The sequence below is a fragment of the Synechococcus sp. BS56D genome, from assembly GCF_004332405.1.
Lineage (GTDB): Bacteria > Cyanobacteriota > Cyanobacteriia > PCC-6307 > Cyanobiaceae > Synechococcus_C.
Genome location: NZ_PHQU01000007.1, coordinates 14,133 through 34,058, shown reverse-complemented (window position 1 = coordinate 34,058; position 19,926 = coordinate 14,133). Strand labels below are relative to the sequence as shown.

Genomic DNA, 19,926 nt, shown 5'->3' with positions numbered 1-19,926 from the left:
GCTTGGACGAAGCCTGGAGAAGGTGGTCCAGCAGCTGCAGTGGTTGGAGACTCAGAAAGACGCCACTTCCATAGATGGCCATGCCCTACAAAGCAGTATCAATGAACTGCTGATCCCAGGAGGGGGCAAAGGGAGCGCGGGACGACCAGAAACCACGAGCAGCAAGAGCGATCAGCTCGGCCGTGTTTTGGTGGCGATCGACACCGCCGTGGGCAACTGGCAGGAGCTGTCCTCCCAGCTCCCTGCCAACTCCGATCTGTTGTTGCTGGAGAGAAAAAACAGTGGCCTGCAGCAGCTCGGAGAGCTACTCCAGCAGCAAGCCCCCGCAGAGGGCTATCAGGCTCTGATCCTCGTCCTTCCGGAAGCCCCTGAAGGTACCCTGCAGCTCGGCAGTGACAGCCTCTCTCTGGAGAGCCTCCATCAGTGGAGAGATCAGGTCGGCCTTTGGAGCCGAGGCCTCATCCCACAGCCTCAGCTGGAAATCTGGCTTGATGAAACAAACGACGGTTTAGCCCCTTTAGTGGCGGAGCTGTCGGAACTCACCGACGCAGACGTTCAACTGTTCAAGGAACAGGCGAGAGAAAAATTCCCAGTCAGACCTTCCACAGCCCACTCCAGAACAGTTGTCGAGATTGGCGCCGCGGCTCCCGACCTACTGGAGGGTGTGCGCCAGCAGCTACTGGAGGCCCAACAACAACAACGGTTACTTCCGGCCCTGAAGCTCGCCTACGGAGAAGCCGCGGCTCTTGAGGTGGCAACCACCCTGGAGCTGTTCCTCAAGGGTGAACTCCAGCCCCAGCTGCACCGCGCCCGCTTTGAAGCCGAGAACATCCACGGTGCCTTTGTTGCCAGCCACAACCTGATCCTGGTGGATCAGGACCTGGAGACCGATCCGACCTGGCGTCAAGCCGTTGTGCTCGAGGAGGTCGGGCACTGGCTGGAGCAGCGCACAGGCCTACTTGATAGTGCTGGAGATGAGGGTCAACGCTTGGCGCTGGCACTACTCGGCGAAGGACTCCGCCGGCAGATGGGCGATGGCGAGAACAGCGACCACGCCTGGCTGCAGATCGGAAGCGAGCGAGTCGCTGCGGAACTCTCCAGTGAGAACGAAAGCGAGAGTGATGACCTGCTGATCCCCCAGGCCAGTTCAGAACCGCTGAACAGTGTGGTGGAGAGCAGTTGGCAGGAGGCCTTGGATGCAGCCCAGAGCCTTCTACGTGAGTTTGCAGCCAATCCTGAACAAGCCACTGCACTCCTGAGCCAAGCCCTCAGCAGTGAGGCGCCCCTGGATCCCGAGCAAGTCAACAACCTGCTCAGCGACATTCAAACTGGCTCCCTTCAGATCAAGGTTGAGCTGCGCTCGTTCAGTGAACTGAACGGCTACCTGGCGGCATACACGGCTGAAAACGGCTCCGGTGAGGAGCGGATCTATGTGAACCGTGATTGGCTGAAATTGGGCATTGGCAGCCAGGCCATTCGCAACGCCCTGCTGGAGGAATACGGCCATGCCATCGATCGCCGCCTGAACCCCGATGGCGATAGCCAGGGAGACGAGGGTGAGCGCTTCTCGCGTTTGCTCGTGGGGCAAGACCTCGATGAATTAAGCGCATCGGTTGACGACCACGGGCTGCTCACGATCGATGACACAAGCGTGAGCGCAGAGTTTGCCACTGTGACCTTCAAAACCGCCTATGCAGATAGTGACAACACCAGCTACCAAGCCAACACCAATAGCATCGCAATCAATACGGCAATCGCAAGCAACAGCTTCAGCTTCACTTCAGCGAACCCAGCACAAACAAGCTTTTCCGGCAACGACATTCCCGGCCAACTCAACTACACAGCCGACGGACTGGACAGAACGATTAACGGCGTCATTTCCCGACGCGTGACGTCTGGAAGCACCATTGACGCCTTCTATTTCTATGAGACGGCAACCCTGGGCGGCTCAACCAGCACAGGCAACGCTTTTCTACTGGTCATCCCCGGTCGCGAGGCCTCCATCAGCGCTGGAAGCATCGGCAGCAACTCAGCTGGGGTTGACGACGCACTCAATGCATTCATAACCACACAGTCACTGAATAGCCCACCTGTCATCACCTCCATCGGAGGGGGCAGCGCTGCAACGATCGGCATCAATGAAGGCCTAACAAGCGTCACCACGGTGGCTGCCACAGATGCCGATTCAGGAGACACCAAGACGTTCACCATCTCCGGAGGTGCCGACAAGGACAAGTTCAGCATTGACACCAGCAGCGGAGCCCTGAGCTTCATCTCCGCACCCGATCACGAGGCCCCAGTCGATGTTGATCAAGACAACATCTACGAGGTAGAAGTCAGTGTTACCGACAGCCAGGGCGCGAGCGATAAACAGCTGATCAGCGTATCTGTTCTCAACATCAGCGACAGCGCACCGGTGATCACCTCCAACGGTGGAGGAGGCAGCGCAACGATCAATCTGCTCACCGGTGCCACGAGCGTGACAACCGTGAGTGCCACTGATGCTGATAGCAGTGACACCCTCACTTACAGCATCAGCGGAGGAGACGATCAAGCGCTATTCAGCATTGACTCCAGCACTGGCGCTCTGAGCTTCATCAATGCCGCCAGCAACGGCACCTACAGCGTCACGGTTCAAGTCACCGATTCCACGGGTCTGACCGATAGCCAAGCCCTCACGGTTGGCGTATCCACAAGCGACGTCACCCCTCCAAGTCTTGTGATCACCGCTGCAGACACCAACCTTGCGGCTGGAGATAGCACCACGGTGCAGTTCCAGTTCAGCGAGGCCATTCAAGATGGCAGCTTCACCGCGGACGACATCACCGTCAGCGGCGGCAGCATTAGCGGTCTGACCAAAGTTACGGACGATCTCTATTCCGCCACCTTCAGCCAAAACGGCAGCACCGCCAGTGCCTCAATCACGGTGAGCAATGGCGGTGTCTATTCCGACCTAGCAAGCAACGTCAACACCGTTGCCAGCACCTACAGCTTCAACGTCGACCTCACAGCGCCAACGCTGGCGATTGACATCGAGGGCACGGATATCGCCTATGGCCAGAGCCTGCCGGTCACATTCACCTTCAGTGAAGCGCCCGTCGGTTTCACGGCCGCTGATGTGAGCATCAGCAACGGCACACTCAGCAATCTTCGCCCCACCAGCGACCCCAAGGTCTGGCAGGCAATGGTGCAGGCCACCAGCGCCACCAGCGCTCCAGTGATCAGTGTGGCCAACAACCTCTACACCGATGTGGCGGGAAACCTCGGCAGTGGTGGTTCAGCAACAGCAACTTTGGTGGGTCCCAGCATTGACCTCGCCAATACCAGCACTTCTGACACCGGCACCTCCAGCAGCGACAACATCACCAGCAATCGCAAACCCGTTCTCGAGGGAACCGCCCCCACTTCGGTGAGCTCCGTCACGGTCACGGTGACAGATACCACCGCGACGTACACCTACACGACTACGACGTCGAGCGGTCTCTGGAGCCTTGATCTCTCCAGCACATCCGTTTCATCCGGATCCGCGCTCCCCGATGCGGGCTTGAGCGAGGGGACTGTCGCCCTCAGCGTGAATGCCGGTGGCGCCACCGCTGCGAGCAGCTTCCTGATCGATCTCACGCCTCCAGGCGCGCCCACCGTCAGCAGCCTCTCGACCCTCGACACCACCCCCAGCATCAGCGGCACCGCCACGCTCAGCGACACCGACAGGCTGACGGTGACGGTCAACGGCATCACCTACACCACCGGCGATGGCCTGGAGATCGATCGGGTCAACAACACCTGGTCGCTCACCATCCCTGATGGCGATGCCCTGACCCCAGGCACCTACCAGGTGGTGGCCAGCCTCAGCGATACAGCCGGCAACACAGCCACAGACGCAACCACAGGGGAGTTGGTGATTCAGTCGCCGAATCAGGCGCCAACACTCACCACGATCACCACCCTCAACGGCGGCCTTGAAGACAGCTTCCTTGAAATCAGCTATAGCGACCTCGCCGCTGCTGCCGATGCAGCCGATGCAGACGGGGACAACGTCAGCTTCCGAGTGGAAGCGCTGTCGTCGGGAACCCTGGAAAAATGGAATGCCAGCACCAGCAACTGGGACCCGATCACGGCCGGTTCCACCCTGCTCTCCAGTGGAGAAAAGCTGCGCTGGAAAGCGACGAGCGATGCCAACGGTGAGCTCAATGCCTTCACGGTGAAGGCCTGGGACGGCACCCAAGCCTCTAGCAGTGCGATTCAAGTCAAGGTCAACGTCGGGGCCGTTAACGACGCGCCAGTGCGCACCAGCTCTGCACCGGCCGCCATCTCCGTTAACGAAGACTCCAGCAACACAACCGCCACATCCCTCGGCCTCTCATCACTCGCCTACGCCGCAGGTGGCGGCTCTGATGAATCAAGTCAAACGTTCACCTACACCGTCAATTCCATTCCCTCATTCATTGAGGTCTTCGAGGCGGACGGCACCACACAGGTCACAGCTGGCTCTTCCCTCACCCTCTCCGAACTCCAGGGACTCACCTACAAAACAGTTGCCGATGCCAATGGCTCTGGCAACCTCACCTGGACTGTTCAAGACTCAGGCGGCACCACCAATGGCGGCAGCGACAGCCTGAGCCAATCCCTTTCGATCACGGTCGGAGCCGTTAATGACGCACCGGTCCTCACCAGCTCTGCACCGGCTGCCATCTCCGTTAACGAAGACTCGAGCAACACAACCGCCATATCCCTCGGCCTCTCATCACTCGCCTATGCCGCAGGTGGCGGCTCCGATGAATCAGGCCAAACCTTCACCTACACCATCAACGCCATCCCGGCCTTCATCAACCTCTTCAAGGCCGATGGCAGTACTGCTGTTTCTGCGGGCGCGTCCCTAAACCTCTCCGAACTCCAGGGACTCACCTACAAAACAGTTGCCAATGCCAATGGCACTGGCAACCTCACCTGGACCGTTCAAGATTCCGGCGGCACAGCGAATGGCGGCAGCGACAGCCTGAGCCAATCCCTGGCGATCACGGTCCGCTCCGTAAACGACCTGCCCGTTGTCACGGGAACCAGCAAGACGATCAATCAGGGCGGGACCCTGAACTTCAGCAGCGCTGACTTCAACTTCAGTGATGCCGACAGCACGGGTTCCGGTGACACAGGTCTCGGCAAATCCCTGCAGAGCATCAAGATCACAGCCCTGTCGGCCAACGGTGCCGTCTGGCTAGATGGCGATGGCGATGGTCTCCGCTCCGACTCTGAAACGCTGGCGGTCGGCGGGGAGGTGCTGGCCGCCGACCTCAGCAAGCTGCGTTTCACCCCTGAGGGATCCTTCAGCGGCAGCACCAGCTTCAGCTGGGATGGATCCGATGGGATCGCCTACTCCGGCAACGCCGTCAGCACAACCATCACGGTGGGAGCACTCACCGATCGCCCACCCACCTTCAGCAGTTCGGCGGGGCGCAGCCTGGTGGTGCGACCCAGCGCCGGGGCGGCTGTCACGACTGCTGTTCTGGTGGACCCCGGCTTCCTACTGCTGGATCCCGATGCCGCCATCACCTCTCAAGCGGCCTACGACACGATCCACAGCGCCAACGTCACGCTGGTTGATCAGGAGACAGGCAGCTTTGTCAGCGGTGATCTGCTGGCGGCTACTGGCATCAGCGGCAAGATCAATGTCAACTACAACAGCAGCACTGGGGTTTTAACCCTGAGCGGTGATGCCTCAGCCGCGGAGTATCAGCAGGTGCTGCGCACACTGGCATTCAGCACCAGTAACACCAGCAACGACCATCAACGCAGCATCAATGTTGTCGTCACGGCCAGCTACGACGACACCCGCCAAGCGCTCCATCTCGATGGGGTTGATGACTACATCGAAACCCTGCGCCCAGTGGTCCCCATGGCTGGCGATTGGACGATCTCGGTGTGGGCCCAGGCTGACAGCAGCATCACCGCCGGTGGCAACAGCAGCACCTACACAATCTTTGCCCAGGGCGGAGGCGTCAATGGCGAAAGCATTTCGCTCGAGAAAACCGGCAGCGGTGACCTCCGCATCGGAGACAACTGGACCATCAGTAGCGGCATGCCCAGTGATGGCAAATGGCACCAGTACACCCTGATCAAAAGCGGCACGGGCGCCAGCAATGGCACCCTCTATATCGATGGCATCCGCGTGGGCAGCGGCCAACTGAGCAATGCCATTTCGGGCAGCAGTTTGCGCATTGGGCGCGATTTCCGGATCGACAACAACACCGATCAAACCAACTACTGGAAAGGTGCGATCAGTGACCTACGGGTCTGGAACCGCAGCCTGAGCGCGCCTGAAATCGGTGCATCTCTGGATCGCAATCAGAGCCTCAGTGGTTATGAAGCGAATCTGGTCGCCTGGTATCAACTGGCCAACGACGCCAGTAACCGCGCCACCAGTAGCTGGAATCTGGGCCGTGACTACGACCCTCGCTCAGCAACCGTGGCGCAGGGGGTCTGGGACCTGGGGGTGATGAACACCAGCAGTGCAGATGATTTCACCGCCATTGCTGGACTGGCCTCCTTTGATCGTGACGGAACCGGGGCCCGCACAGTCAGCAGCCAGGGGGAACTGATCCGCGTCTACGCCGCCGACAGCTCTTCCAGTTCCTACAGCGATTGGGGCACCGTCAGCTTCTTACCAAACACCAGCAGCAGCTACAGCGATGGCAGCGCCACCTATCGCCCCGGGGAAGTGACCTTCTCACCGGGCAGTCGGTATCCCGCAGTCGCGCAATTCACCGCACCCGTCGATGGGGTGTACGGGGTCGATGCCAACTTCTGGAAAACGCGAAGCGAGACCAGTACGACCTACAAGGTCTTCAAGGTGGCACTGGATGGAGGCATCACCGAGCTGGATTCAGGCTCTGCAGTCGGCGGATCCGATCCAAGCACTGCCACCCATTCCAACTTGGAGCAGATCCTGCTGGGCCAGGGAGAAAAGTTGCTCTTTGCCGTGCACAAGGGAGGCAGCGGCAACGACAACAGCAATGACGAAACCAGCGCGGCGCTGCATGTCGACCTGCTGGCCAGCAAGGTGATCTCCGGAGGTAAGGCCTACTACTACAACCTGGCCACAGGGCACTACCTCGGGCTATCAAGCGGGACAGCCACCTGGAGTGCGGCAGGGACAGAGGCCGCTCTTCTCAACGTCGACGGCAACCATGGCTACCTCGCCACCCCAGCTGACGCCACATCACTGCAGATCGCGAAGGCCTTGGTCACCGATGCAGGCCTCAGTGGAGCCTGGACAAGTGGCCAAAGTGTCGGGGGAAGTCTGTTCTGGAGTGGGGGGCCACTGCAGGGCCAGAGCATCAACAGCGGGGGGAACGCCCTCAACGCATCTGGATTCACAAACGCCGATACCAGCACCAGTCAGCGCTATCTGGTGGAGTTTGGGCAACTCCCTCTGGCCTTGCCATCGAGCCTGAGCAGCAGCCTCAGCCAGAGCGCTGTTGCCGGCAATGCTCTGATCGTTGATCAGGCTGGTCTGGTCTATAGCAGCAGTACAGGCCACTACTACAGCGTTGACAGCACGCTACGCAGCTTTGATGCCGCCCTGAGTGCTGCAGAGGCGAGTAGTCAACGCAGCCAGAACGGCTACCTAGCGCGCCTGGGCAGCCTCAATGAACTGGAGATTGCGGGTTGGTTTGCTCGCCAAACGAGCAACGCCAACCTCTGGTTAGGGCTCTATCAAACCGATACCAGCAATGAACCCGCCCAGGGTTGGCAATGGATCAGCGGTGATGGCGGGACAACGACCAACGATGCCAACTACAGCCTCTCGGGATTCCAGCAATGGCTGGCAGGCCAACCCGATGGGAGCACCCCACAGACCACCGTGTCCACCGAAACCTTCACTTCGGGCACCAGCTTTGGCAGCGAGACCGTCGCGGGCCTCTACGGAACAGGTGAAACCCACACCACAAACCTGTCGCTGAATAACAAGCACAGCCGCATCAGCTTCAACCTGTGGCAAATCGACAGCTGGGAGAATGAAAGCTTCCAGGTGTATATCAACGACAGCCTTCTGTTCACCTCTCCCGCACTGCAGGCAGGAGTCAGCAGCTTGGTGGGAACGCCCTACAGCGGAAGCGCCTCAATCAACGGTGAAAGCATCACGTTTGTGATGCATGCCACGGGTTCTTCCGCAGATGCCGGTGCAGGTTCATCCGCCGATCAACAGTTCACGGTCTCGATCGATCTGCCCAAAGACTTTGGCACCAGTGTGGCACTCAAGATTGGCTCCACCCTTGATTCAGCAAGCAGTGATGAAGCCTGGGCCCTCGATAACCTCAGCCTCTTACAGGGATTTGAAGACGCCGGTGCGTTAAGTGGTTACGGAGCTGGCCTCAGCGATGCGCTTGAGACAGCGACTCTCGCCAGCCTGGTCGAGTTCGGTGGCGATGGCACGTCGCTGGCGGCTCCAAGCTTGTTCAGTGCACCGAATGTCGAGCGCAACACCAACTTGAGCGCCAGCCGCAGCCTGACCCTGAGGAACAGCAACACCGCACCGACTGCAGCTGACATCACAGTCCATACCAATGAAGACACGGCTTATCAGTTCAGTCTCTCGCAGTTCAATGCCGGCTACGACGATAACGAACAAGATCCACTGGCTTCGATCAAACTGAGCTTTACTACTGATGGGTTGCTCGGTAGCCTCAAACTTGACGAGACAGTTCTGAGCAGTGGAGATGTGATCGCTGCTGCAGACCTTGATCGACTTGTCTATACGCCATCTCTAAACTCGAATGATATTTTGGCTGGACTCTCAGCCGAATTCAGCTTCCAGGCGAGTGATGGTTCGAGCTGGTCGGATTCTCAGATCGTTCAAATCATCGTGGCGGCCGTTGCCGATGCCCCGGCCCTCGATCGCAGCGCAAGCCCTGCACTTACGACGATCAGCGAAGACGTCGCCGATGCCAGCAACCCTGGCAACACGATCGCTCAGATCATTGTGGATGGGAGCATCAGCCGCCCCGGTGATGAGGGAACTGCCTCAGAAGCCATCGCGATCACCCTGATCGACAACAGCAAAGGCAGTTGGGAATACAAGGTCAATGGCAGCAGTAGCTGGGTCACCATCAGCAGCGGCTCTGGCCTGGTCAACCTCAACAGCAACGCTCTGTTGCTTGGACCGAGCGACAGCCTGCGGTTTGTTCCCAACCCCGATGCCAATGGCAGTGCCAGCTTCCGATTCCGTGCCTGGGATGGAGCAACAGGGACGGCGGGAAGCCACGCCGATGCTCGGACTGTGGGCGGGAGCAGCGCCTTCAGTGCCGTCGAAGACAGCGCCAGCATCACCATCACGGCGTTGAACGATGCGCCGTTGATTCAAGTCCTCAACAGCGATACAGATGCAGCAAGGCTCAGCGAAACCAATGCTGGTCTGAGCGCTAATGGAACCTTGAGCGTCAGCGATATCGATGGCAGCGATACGGTCAGCGTCAGTGTCGCCGCAGCAAGCCTCAACGGGAGCAGCAATAGTCGTCTGAGCGGCATCAGCGCAGACACCCTCAAGAGCTGGCTCACGTTTGGATCAACCACGGTGTTCAGCAGTCCAGCCAGCAGTGGCAGCTTGAGCTGGACCTTCAACAGTGGAAGCGAAGCCTTCAACGAACTTGCCACAGGCCAGGAGTTGACCCTGAGCTACACCGTACGGGTGAGTGATAGCTCAGCTAACGACGATCACACCCTCACCGTCACGATTACAGGCAGCAATGACGGCCCCAGCCTGAGCGTCGGCAGCCCATCAGCCACCTTGGTCGAAGCAGGTGGTCTGAACAACGCCGCGGCGGGAACCGCGAGCAGCAGCATCACCCTCACCCCTGCTGATGTGGATGGCACCGTCAGTTACGACGTCAGCTGGTTGACGAGCAATGGCTGGAGCAGCGCTGACGGCGGCCTGACCTACAGCAAGAGCGGAACCTATGGCAACGCGACTTTGACCATTGCCACCAATGTGGTCCGTTATGAGCTCAACAACAGCGCTACCGCCACAGACGCACTGACGGGTGGCAGCAGCGTGAGCGAAAGCTTCAGCGTGCAGGTGAGCGACGGATCTGCCACAGCTCAGGTAGCTGCCGTATTCACGATCAACGGCAGCAATGATGCACCCGGCGCGACGGTGGCGGCAGCAACGGCCACGTTGGTAGAAGCGGGCGGCATCGCCAATGGCACGTCAGGCACTGCGACCAGCAGCATCACACTCACCCCCACCGATGTGGACGGTACAGCCAGCATCGACGCCGCAGCACTTGGGGTGGCTGGCTGGACCAGCGCGGATAGCGGAGCCACCTACAGCAAGAGCGGGGTCTATGGAACAGCGACACTGACTGTGGCCACGAGGGTGGTCAGCTACCAGCTCGATGACAACAAGACTGCGACGCAGGCGTTGACAAGTGGAGAAAGCGCCAATGAGACATTCACCATCAGCCTCGTGGATAACGATGGGCTTGCTGGCACAGCAAACGCAGTCTTCACAATCCAGGGAACCAACGACACACCGACACTGAGCGCAGGAACCTCCTACACGAGTACGACGACGAGTATTGGTAGCAGTACTTACACCGGAAGCCATGCTGACAGCAGCGCCGGTAACGCCTACATCCAGGAGACACCTGCAGGCAAAACAGGGACAGTCACGCAGTGGAAATTCTACAAGCCCAATAGTTCTGCAGGTCTATGGGTCACACCCGTAATCTATGAGAAAACAGCGGACAATACCTACGTTATCCGGGGAATTGGGAGATCAAGAAGTGCCGCTGGCGCCGCTGGCGTTTACACCTTTGACTTTGAGCTTGTTAGCGGAAGTGCGGAGTTTGCCAATAGCAGCTACACCTACGGCCACATTGACGCGAACCTAAACAACACCGCAGGGACGCTTGGCCAGACCAGTACAGGGAGCATCTCAGAGGGCACGGTGGCTCTGGGAGGTGCCAGTGGGACCTGGGGCTTCATTAACACCCAAAATCCAGCAACGAGCGTTGGCAGTAGTCAGTCGCTTGGCTACCGCAGTCAGCGCAATTACGCGTCTGAACTGGTGTTCGGCAGCCGCGGTAGCGGCGGATTGGTCGAGGCAGGAGGAGCCAACAACACAACAGCCGGCCAATCGAACAGTTTCATTGATCTCAGCAAAGCCGATGTTGATGGCACAGCCAGCTACGACACAAGCTGGATGACAAGCAATGGCTGGAGCAGTGCCGATAGCGGAGCCACCTACAGCAAGAGCGGAACCTATGGCAGCGCAACCTTGACCATTGCGACAGGCGTCGTCAGCTATGCCCTCGATAACAGCCGCTCCGCCACTGAAGCATTAGGCCCCGGCGACAGCGTGAACGACAGTTTCACGATTCAGGTGAACGACGGGAGCGGAACGGCCTCTGCAACGGCCCAAGTGGCAGCCATCTTCGCAATCACCGGTGCCGATGACCTCCCAGGAATCAGTGCAAGTACGACAGCACCAGCCCTGGTGGAGGCCGGGGGGATCAGCAATGCCACTCCAGGAACACCGACCAGCAGCGTGACCCTGACACCGCTGGATGAAGCCGACCCCACCGCGGCAGAATTTGATATCGACTGGCTGGTCGCCAATGGGTGGAGCGCTGCCGATGACACAGGAGCGACCTATCAGCACCTCGGAACCTATGGCGCAGCTCTGCTAACGCTTGCAACGGGCCAGCTGACCTACACCCTGGACAACTCGGCATCAGACACCGAAGCCTTAACGGCTGGTGCTGTGGTGACGGAGGATTTTGTGATTCAGGTCAGAGAAGTAGCGGATACCACCAGAACCAATCAATACACAGCAAGCTTCACAATCAACGGCAGCAATGATGCGGCAGTCATCACTGGCGACGTATCGGGCTCCGTGGTGGAAGCTGGCGGAGTGAATAATGCGAGCAGCAATGTAGCAACGGCAAACGGAGACCTAAATAGCAGTGATGTAGATGGAACAGCAGATAAGTTCCAGACAACCACAACGACACCAACCTATGGCACAGCGACGATTTCGGAATCGGGAGTGTGGACCTACACACTGAACAACAACCACGCAGTTGTTGAGGCCCTACAGGTTGGTGAAATCCTGAGCGACAGCTTTACAGCAACAGCAGAAGATGGAACCAATCAACTCATTAGCATCACGATCAACGGGTTTAATGACCTCCCGGTGATCACCACATCGGGGACGGCCAGTTACACAGAAGCCGCCACTGCCATCGCAATCCAGCCGGAACTCACGCTGGCCGATATCGATAACACAAGCCTGGTTGGCGCAACAATCACGATCACCAATCGCCTCGTTGGTGATCGACTGAGCTTCAGCCCATCAGCTGGGATCACCGGAAGTTTCAATAATGACTCTGGGATCCTGACCCTGACTGGGTCCGCAACGGTCGACACATATGAAGCGGTCCTGCGCACAGTGAGCTTCAGCAGCACAAGCAGTGATCCGACAGAAAACGGAGCACGTAACAGTCGAACCATTGAATTTGCCGTCAATGACGGAAACACGGCTGCTCTGACCAGTGCGTCAACAGCGACGGTCAACATCACAGGACTCAATAGTGCTCCGGTTCTGACGGACACTGACCTCAAGATCTATGCCCAGGCGGGTGCTGCGGTGCCTATTGGTGAGACAGGCGTTCTGCTGAGCTCGCTGTTGGGAGGGATCAGCGATACAGATGGCTACGCAGTAAAAGGAGTTGCCATTACGGCAGCGGCTACAACCTACGGAAGTTGGTACTACAGCACCAATGGGGGCACAAGCTGGTCCGTTGTCAGTGGCGTCTCGACAAGCACCGCCCTTCTGCTAGCAGCCGACAGCGAGACGCGACTGTTCTTCAAAGCGACCAATACGGTAAACAACGGAACCTATGCAAGCCAACTGACGTTCAGAGCTTGGGACCAAACAAGCGGTTCGGCGGGCAGCAAGGTAAATCCTGGAAGTGGCGGGGGGTCGAGCGCATTTTCGTCAACGACCGAGACGATTGCCTTGGTGGTTGCGCCCATGAACAACGCTCCGGTGGTAACGCCAGGGCCATCAATCAGCTATACAGAGCAGGCTGCAGCCAAGGTGATTGCACCCTCTCTGACGATCACGGATGTGGATGCAGGTGAAACAATTAGCGCAGCAGGCGTCAGCTTCAGGAACGGATATAGCCCTGGGGACACGTTAGCCATTGCAGATGGAAATCTCCTGAGTGGCGTAAGCGCGAGCTTCGACGCTGTGACAGGAGTGCTGAGTCTGAGCGGTACAAAAACAGTGGCTGAGTATCAAACGATGCTGAGAGCTGTGACCTATGCAAACAGCAGCAATGATGCTCCGACAAGCATCCAGGCCACGAGAAGTCTTTCCTTTAGCGTCACCGATAGCAATACCAAAGGGGCAAGCAACGGACCACAAACAAGCACTGGTGTAATTGGCATTAACATCTCAGCCGTGAATGACTTGCCGACGTTTACGAGCCTGAACGATGCTGTAGCGCAGACATTAGAGGACACAACAGTCGAGATCAGCTTTGCGGATCTCGCGGCGCAAGCCAACACATCGGATGTCGATGGAACCATCACAGGCTTCGACGTGATCAGCCTGAGCGGAGGAACGCTAAAGATCGGAACAAGTAGCGCAACAGCATCGAATTGGAGTAGCAGCAACAAAACGGTTGATGCAAGCAAATTCTTCTATTGGACACCTGCGGCCAATACAAACGGCCTGCTCAATGCCTTCACCATTAAGGCTCGAGACAACCAAGGTGGTCTATCAACCACTGCAATCCAGGCCATGGTGCAAGTGGGTGCCGTTAACGATGCACCAGTGGCGAGCGGAGCCAGTGCGGCCTTAGCAAGTACGATCGAAGATCCAGCGAAAGCCCAACAAGTCAGCACAATCACACTGATCGGTGCCTACGAAGTTGGTGACACTGTCACGGCAACGATTAATGGGGCGGCATTGACACATACAGTCGCCGCTGACGAGATAGGCGTAGACGAAGAAACAACACGAGCCAATGTTGCTAATGCCTTGTCAACCCTGATTGCAGCAGACGCGGCAACAGCGTCGCTATTGGGTACTGTTACATCCGGGAATGTCTTAACGCTAACAGCCGCATCGTCCGGCGTTTCCTTTAGCCTAACGAGCACAACAAGCAATGCTGGAGTTGACAACACGCAAGCTGCAGTATCAACACTGGTGACAGCTGCCGAAGGCATTAATGGGCAGACTGTTAGCAATCTCATGGGTTCAAGTTTCTCTGATAGCACCGATCAGGTCAGCGGAGGATCGAGTGCCAATACACTGGCAGGTATAGCAATCACCTCCTATACAGAATCGGCAGCCAAAGGTCAGTGGGAATACTTCAATAGGGATGCAGGTGTATGGACGATCATCGGCAGTGTGAGCAATGCCGCGAGCGCCTTGTCACTAGAGGCCGACGACATTGTGCGGTTTAACCCTAAAGCCGACTTCTTTGGCGAGACTCCCGCATTGACCGTTGCGCTGATTGATTCGTCCACAGAAGTGACCAGTGGGGCAATCATCAATGCTGCCTCACGCGGCGGCAACACTGCACTGAGCCTTGGAACACTAACGATCATCCAAAGTTTTACAGCATCAGGTGACATCGTTGCTGATAGCTACACAGTGAATGAAGACTCCTCCATCAGTGGCAATGTCTTTAGCAATGACACATTTGATGGAACACCAAGTAGCTTCGAGCTAGACACAAGCCCAACAAACGGAACACTGACCTGGAGCGGCACCGGGGGATTCACCTACACGCCAGCAACAAATTTCAACGGGAACGATAGTTTTACCTACAGCATTTATAGCGGCGGCGTAAGAGAACAAGCAACTACGACAATATCTATCACCGCTCTCAACGACGCGCCTGTTGCTTCAGGGGCGTCGAACCTGACAGCGATTAATGAAGATGCAAGTTCCATCACTGGCGAAACCATCAGCGAGCTGGTTAAGGACAATTACTCAGACCAAGCAGATGGAAGCGGAAATTCGAGTACATTCTCCGGCACAACTGACGGCTGGAACAACGGAAAGCAAGACACGTCAACAGCTTGGGGGCAGTTCTTAGGCCGATATACGACAGAAACAATCAGCAAGAGCTTTGTCCTTGGAGGAGATTCAGCAACAGTCGAATTTGACTTTTTGCGAATTGACTCCTGGGATGGTGAATATTTCAAAGTCAAGTCCGGCACGCAGGACATCCTGAGCTATCGCTTCAGCCATGGTGGATCGAGCTCTGGTGTTCTGGGATATGCATCAACAGGCACCGTCACGGGCTCAACAACAATCGCAGGTGAAGGCACATACACATGGTCAATTGAATCTCTGGATTACGGCAGCGGTAGAAGCAAGGGGGTCGGCTCGGCCAGCTGGAACGACCAGAAATACCGCATCACAATTAATACACCAACAGGCCTATCAGATCTTGATCTCAGGATGACATCAACGCTGAATCAATCGGTTGGTGATGAATCCTGGGGCATTGATAATTTTAGCCTCACAAAGTCAACGTCAAATATCGGACCCACCGGGCATGCTTTATCGGCTATCGCGGTGAGCAACTATGCAGCTGATAGCGCAAAAGGAGCTTGGGAGACAAGCGCAGATGGAACAAACTGGACGAGCATCCCCTCAGTCACCTCTGCCAGCACGGCCTATGTGATCAAAGCAAGTGAGAAGATTCGCTTCGTGCCAAGCCTCGATTACAACGGCTCGGCACCGGAATTGAGCGTTGTATTGGTGGATGCCAGTGATGGCCTGGCTTACAACACCGGTAGCAACGTTGATGTCAGCGTGAGGGGAGGCACAACACCCTATTCGGCCAACACCGTTACCCTCAGCCACACAGTTAATCCAATCAATGACGCCCCAACGCTGACAATCACGCCAGCGGGAAGCAGCTACAGCGAAGGCAGCAGCACATTAGTGCCATTGGTAACCACAGCGCTAGCTGCCGATGTGGACAGCAGTGATTACAGCAGCGGTTCGCTCACCGTTTCCCTGGATACCTATGTAGCAGGAGATATTCTGGATCTGATCACGACTCCAATCACTGGTGTAGGTGCGTTCAGCCGCAGCGGCAACACAATCAGTTTTACAGCTGATGGTGGCAGTTCTGTCGTCATCGGTAGCGTAGATACAACCAGCACCGGTGTAGCCAAAGCACTAAAGATCAACTTCAGCAGCACCGCTGTAACAGATAGTCTTGTTAACCAGCTGCTTCAGAATATTGGGTATCGCTCGACAAGTGAAAATCCAGCCAACAACAATCTGAATGCACAGCGGCTGTTCAGTGTCAGACTGACAGATACGGCTCCAACCAGTGAAGGCGGTGCCAAGAGCGCGACCTTGACTGGGAGCATTGGCAACCTTCAGACACTGACCATTGTCCCGACAAATGATGCGCCTGTTCTTGATCTGAATGGATCTGGCAGTGGAATCAACAGCGCAGTCACCTGGACAGAAGCATCAGGAACAACCGATACGGCGAAAACGAACGCTGCTATTGCTGTGTTCGCATCAACCGTCCTTAGCGACGTTGATAACAGCAAAGCCAGCTCGATCACCATTGATCTGCATGGAATCCGAGATGGAAACAGCGAAGTCCTAAGTATTGGCGGCGCGAACTTCCAGCTCGACACAAGCTATTCCGATGCAGCAGCAGGGAGCAACTTCAAGTTGAGTTACACCCCTGACACACGACAAATCACAATTGTTCCAAGCAGCGGCAGTGTTGCTCTTATCAGCGATTTCCAGGCACTGCTACGGGGTATCACTTACAACAACACCTCTTCAAGGCCAACAGACAATCAATCACTAACCCTGAATGGAACGAATGACAAGGTCAGCATCGCCGATAGTGATGCCCTGGATGTCAGCAGCACATTCACGCTTGAAACCTGGATTAATCCAACATCAGTAGGGAGTGAGCAGCTTTTTGTAGAGAAAGCTGGGCAGTACAGCCTGGCCATTCTTGCTAATGGGAATGTCGGCTACAAGTTGGGAAGCGATAGCAGCTGGAGCGACAGTGGTATTGGCGTGACTCTAAGTGAGTGGAATCACATTGCAGTCGTTAAAGATGGAACGTCGCTTCAGGTCCACCTCAACGGAGGTGGTGGGGGGAACAGCAGCACCAGTTTCAACGTAGCGGCAACCGTTGCTGGAGGCAGTAGTGCGCTGACTCTTGGGTCAGGACTGGCGGGGTCGATGGCCGATGTTCGGCTATGGAACGTGGCTCAAAGCCAAACCAGCCTGAGCACAAATTACAGGTCAACGTCTCTTTCCAGCGAGACGGGTTTAGTGGGCTACTGGGATCTGCGGGAATCATCAGGGACAGTCGCGAATGACAGGAGCCCCAGTGGAAATAGTGGTGTGATCACAGGTGGTACCCACACAAGCGATTCGCCCGATGGAGCCAAGCGTTTTGTCGTAGTCCTCACGGATGCGGGTCTCGACAACGCGACTGCGACAGGCTCGAATCAACTAACCAGCACGGTGGCGACAGGAACTGTATCGCTGGCATTGAGCAACGACACGCCAATCGTTTCTGGCTTCAGCTTCAGCTACGCGGACACAGTTGCCGATGACAGCTTTGCGGATACGGTTGGGACTCTGACGGCGAAAGATGTCGAGACAAACCGGAATGATCTGAGATTTAGCCTGTCAGGAGCAACATCTGGAAACTGGACGATTGGTGGTGTCACATATGACCTGAGCAAAACAAATTCATACGCACAAGGTGGACAGAACCATGACTTTGGAACTCTATATCTAAGCACAGTCACCGGAGACTACCGATTTGTAGCAAATGACAGCGGAATAGAGCAGCTCTTCAGTGGCACGAGCACAACCTGGTCGGTTCAAGTCACAGATAACAACCCGACACCCAAGACAAGCACAGCTGCAACCATCACGCTGAATATCAGTGCAACCGACGACACGAACCTGATTACACTTGGAGCAGTCAGCAACTTTACAGAGCAGACTTCTGTACAACTGTTACCGAATGCGGTTGTGCAAGCCGATCGAGACGGCCTTCAGGAATTAAAGATTCAGATTGAGAATAACAAGACTGGTGACACACTGGCCGCAACTGTTGGCACAACAGGAATCACATCAAGCTTCAACAGCTCAACCGGCACCCTCACTCTCTCCAAAGCGGGGGGCGGTACCGCCGCTCAATTCGAGGAAGTTCTCAGGACAGTTACCTTCAACAATGCAAACAATGCACCAGATCCCGAGGCCAGAAGACTTGTTGTGTCCACTGGGGCAGTTGTTCCTTACTTCTCGCATCCCGACAATGGTCTCCGATACTACGAATACGTCAACTCAGGAAACATCACCTGGCACGATGCGCTCGTTGCAGCGAGCCTTAGAAGCTACCAGGGATTGACAGGTTATCTGGCAACGATCACATCACAGAACGAAAATGATTTCATCAAGTCGAAGGTTGGAAGCGACGCATGGATTGGAGGAACTGATGATTATCTGTTCATCAACGAGGCGTTAGGCACTAACCTATATTCCTCACAAAGTGAATCTGAAAGGAAGTGGACCTGGGTTACAGGACCAGAAAAAGGACAGATCTTCTCAATTGGGAATTCTACGCAGGCTGGCATGTTCTCCAGCTGGAATGGCGGAGAGCCGAACAACGCCGGGAGCGAGCATGTTCTTCAATTCTACACAAATGGAAGATGGAATGATCTCCGAGATGAACTATCAAGGTACAATTTAGGGCACACAAGAAACAGCGCCCATAACCTGCGTGGTTATGTTGTTGAATATGGTGGCTTTAGTGGCGACCCAAGCACCACTGGTTCATCTTCAGGAGTTGTAGTTGCGACAGCAGAGTTCACCATAAACCGTGCCAATGATGCTCCTACATTCAGCGGCTTCTCGACACTTAGCTACACAGAAAATGATGTCGCAAAAGCGATTGCGCCTAGTGCAGTCATTGGAGATGTTGATACAAGCACAGACTTCAACCAAGGCTTTATCAGAGTTGATTTCACCGCTGGAAACGAGACCAGTGACCAGCTCTCTATTCTGACAGCGGGGGGAATATCTCGCTCTGGTTCCAACGTGAGCTATCAGCCAAGCAGCGGGTCCGCCGTTGTGATCGGCAGTGTTGATGGCATCCTCGATGGAGTCAATGGTCAATCACTGAAGATCCTGCTGAACAGTAATGCGACTCTTGCTGGTTCTCAAGCACTGCTTCGAGCGATTGCCTACCAAAATGACAGTGAAGATCCAAGCAGCGGTCTAGCCAATAACAATCGGTCGCTAAGAGTCACATTTAATGACGGTGGCAACACATCAGGTGTGGCACCCATCACGCGCGCAGATTCAGCACTCGAGGTCACAAATGACATAACCATTAATTTTACGAGTGTGAATGATGCTCCGACACTCAGCTTCTCAGTTGGTGGTACTTGGACTGAACCGGTCTCAGGAAGCCCGTCTATTCTTCAATTCCTCAGCGGAGTTAGCGCAGCTGATGTTGATGGTGAGCATTACAACGGCGGCTATGTTCAGGTCGATCTCGCGGCGTACAACCCTGGCGATGTGCTGAGCATCGTTAATGGGAACGGAATCACAGTCAGCAGCGGGAGCATCAGCTACAACGATGGATCGGTTACGACTACCGTCGGCAGCATCGATAACGTCAATGATGGTGATGCCACTGCGTTGAAGATCAACTTCATCAGTACTACCGTCAACGATGCAGTCATCGCGGCTCTACTGCAACAGATCGGCTATACCTCAACAAGCGAAAACCCAACTAATTCAGCCAGCATGCCGACACGCGCCGTCAGCATCACCCTCAATGACGGTGGAAACGAGGGAGATAGCGGTGGTACCAAGGCGGTAACGGTGAGCCCAAG

1 protein-coding gene (cut by a window edge) is annotated in these 19,926 nt (G+C 56.2%); it reads left to right on the top strand.

All coding sequences use genetic code 11. The features are described from left to right. Window positions 1–22 precede the first annotated feature (22 nt). Window positions 23–19,926, top strand: part of the annotated coding region (locus CWE17_RS10875) for a VCBS domain-containing protein (RefSeq protein ID WP_131457133.1) (this coding region is incomplete at its 3' end). Its footprint extends 14,132 nt past the window's final position; 19,904 of its 34,036 annotated nt are in view.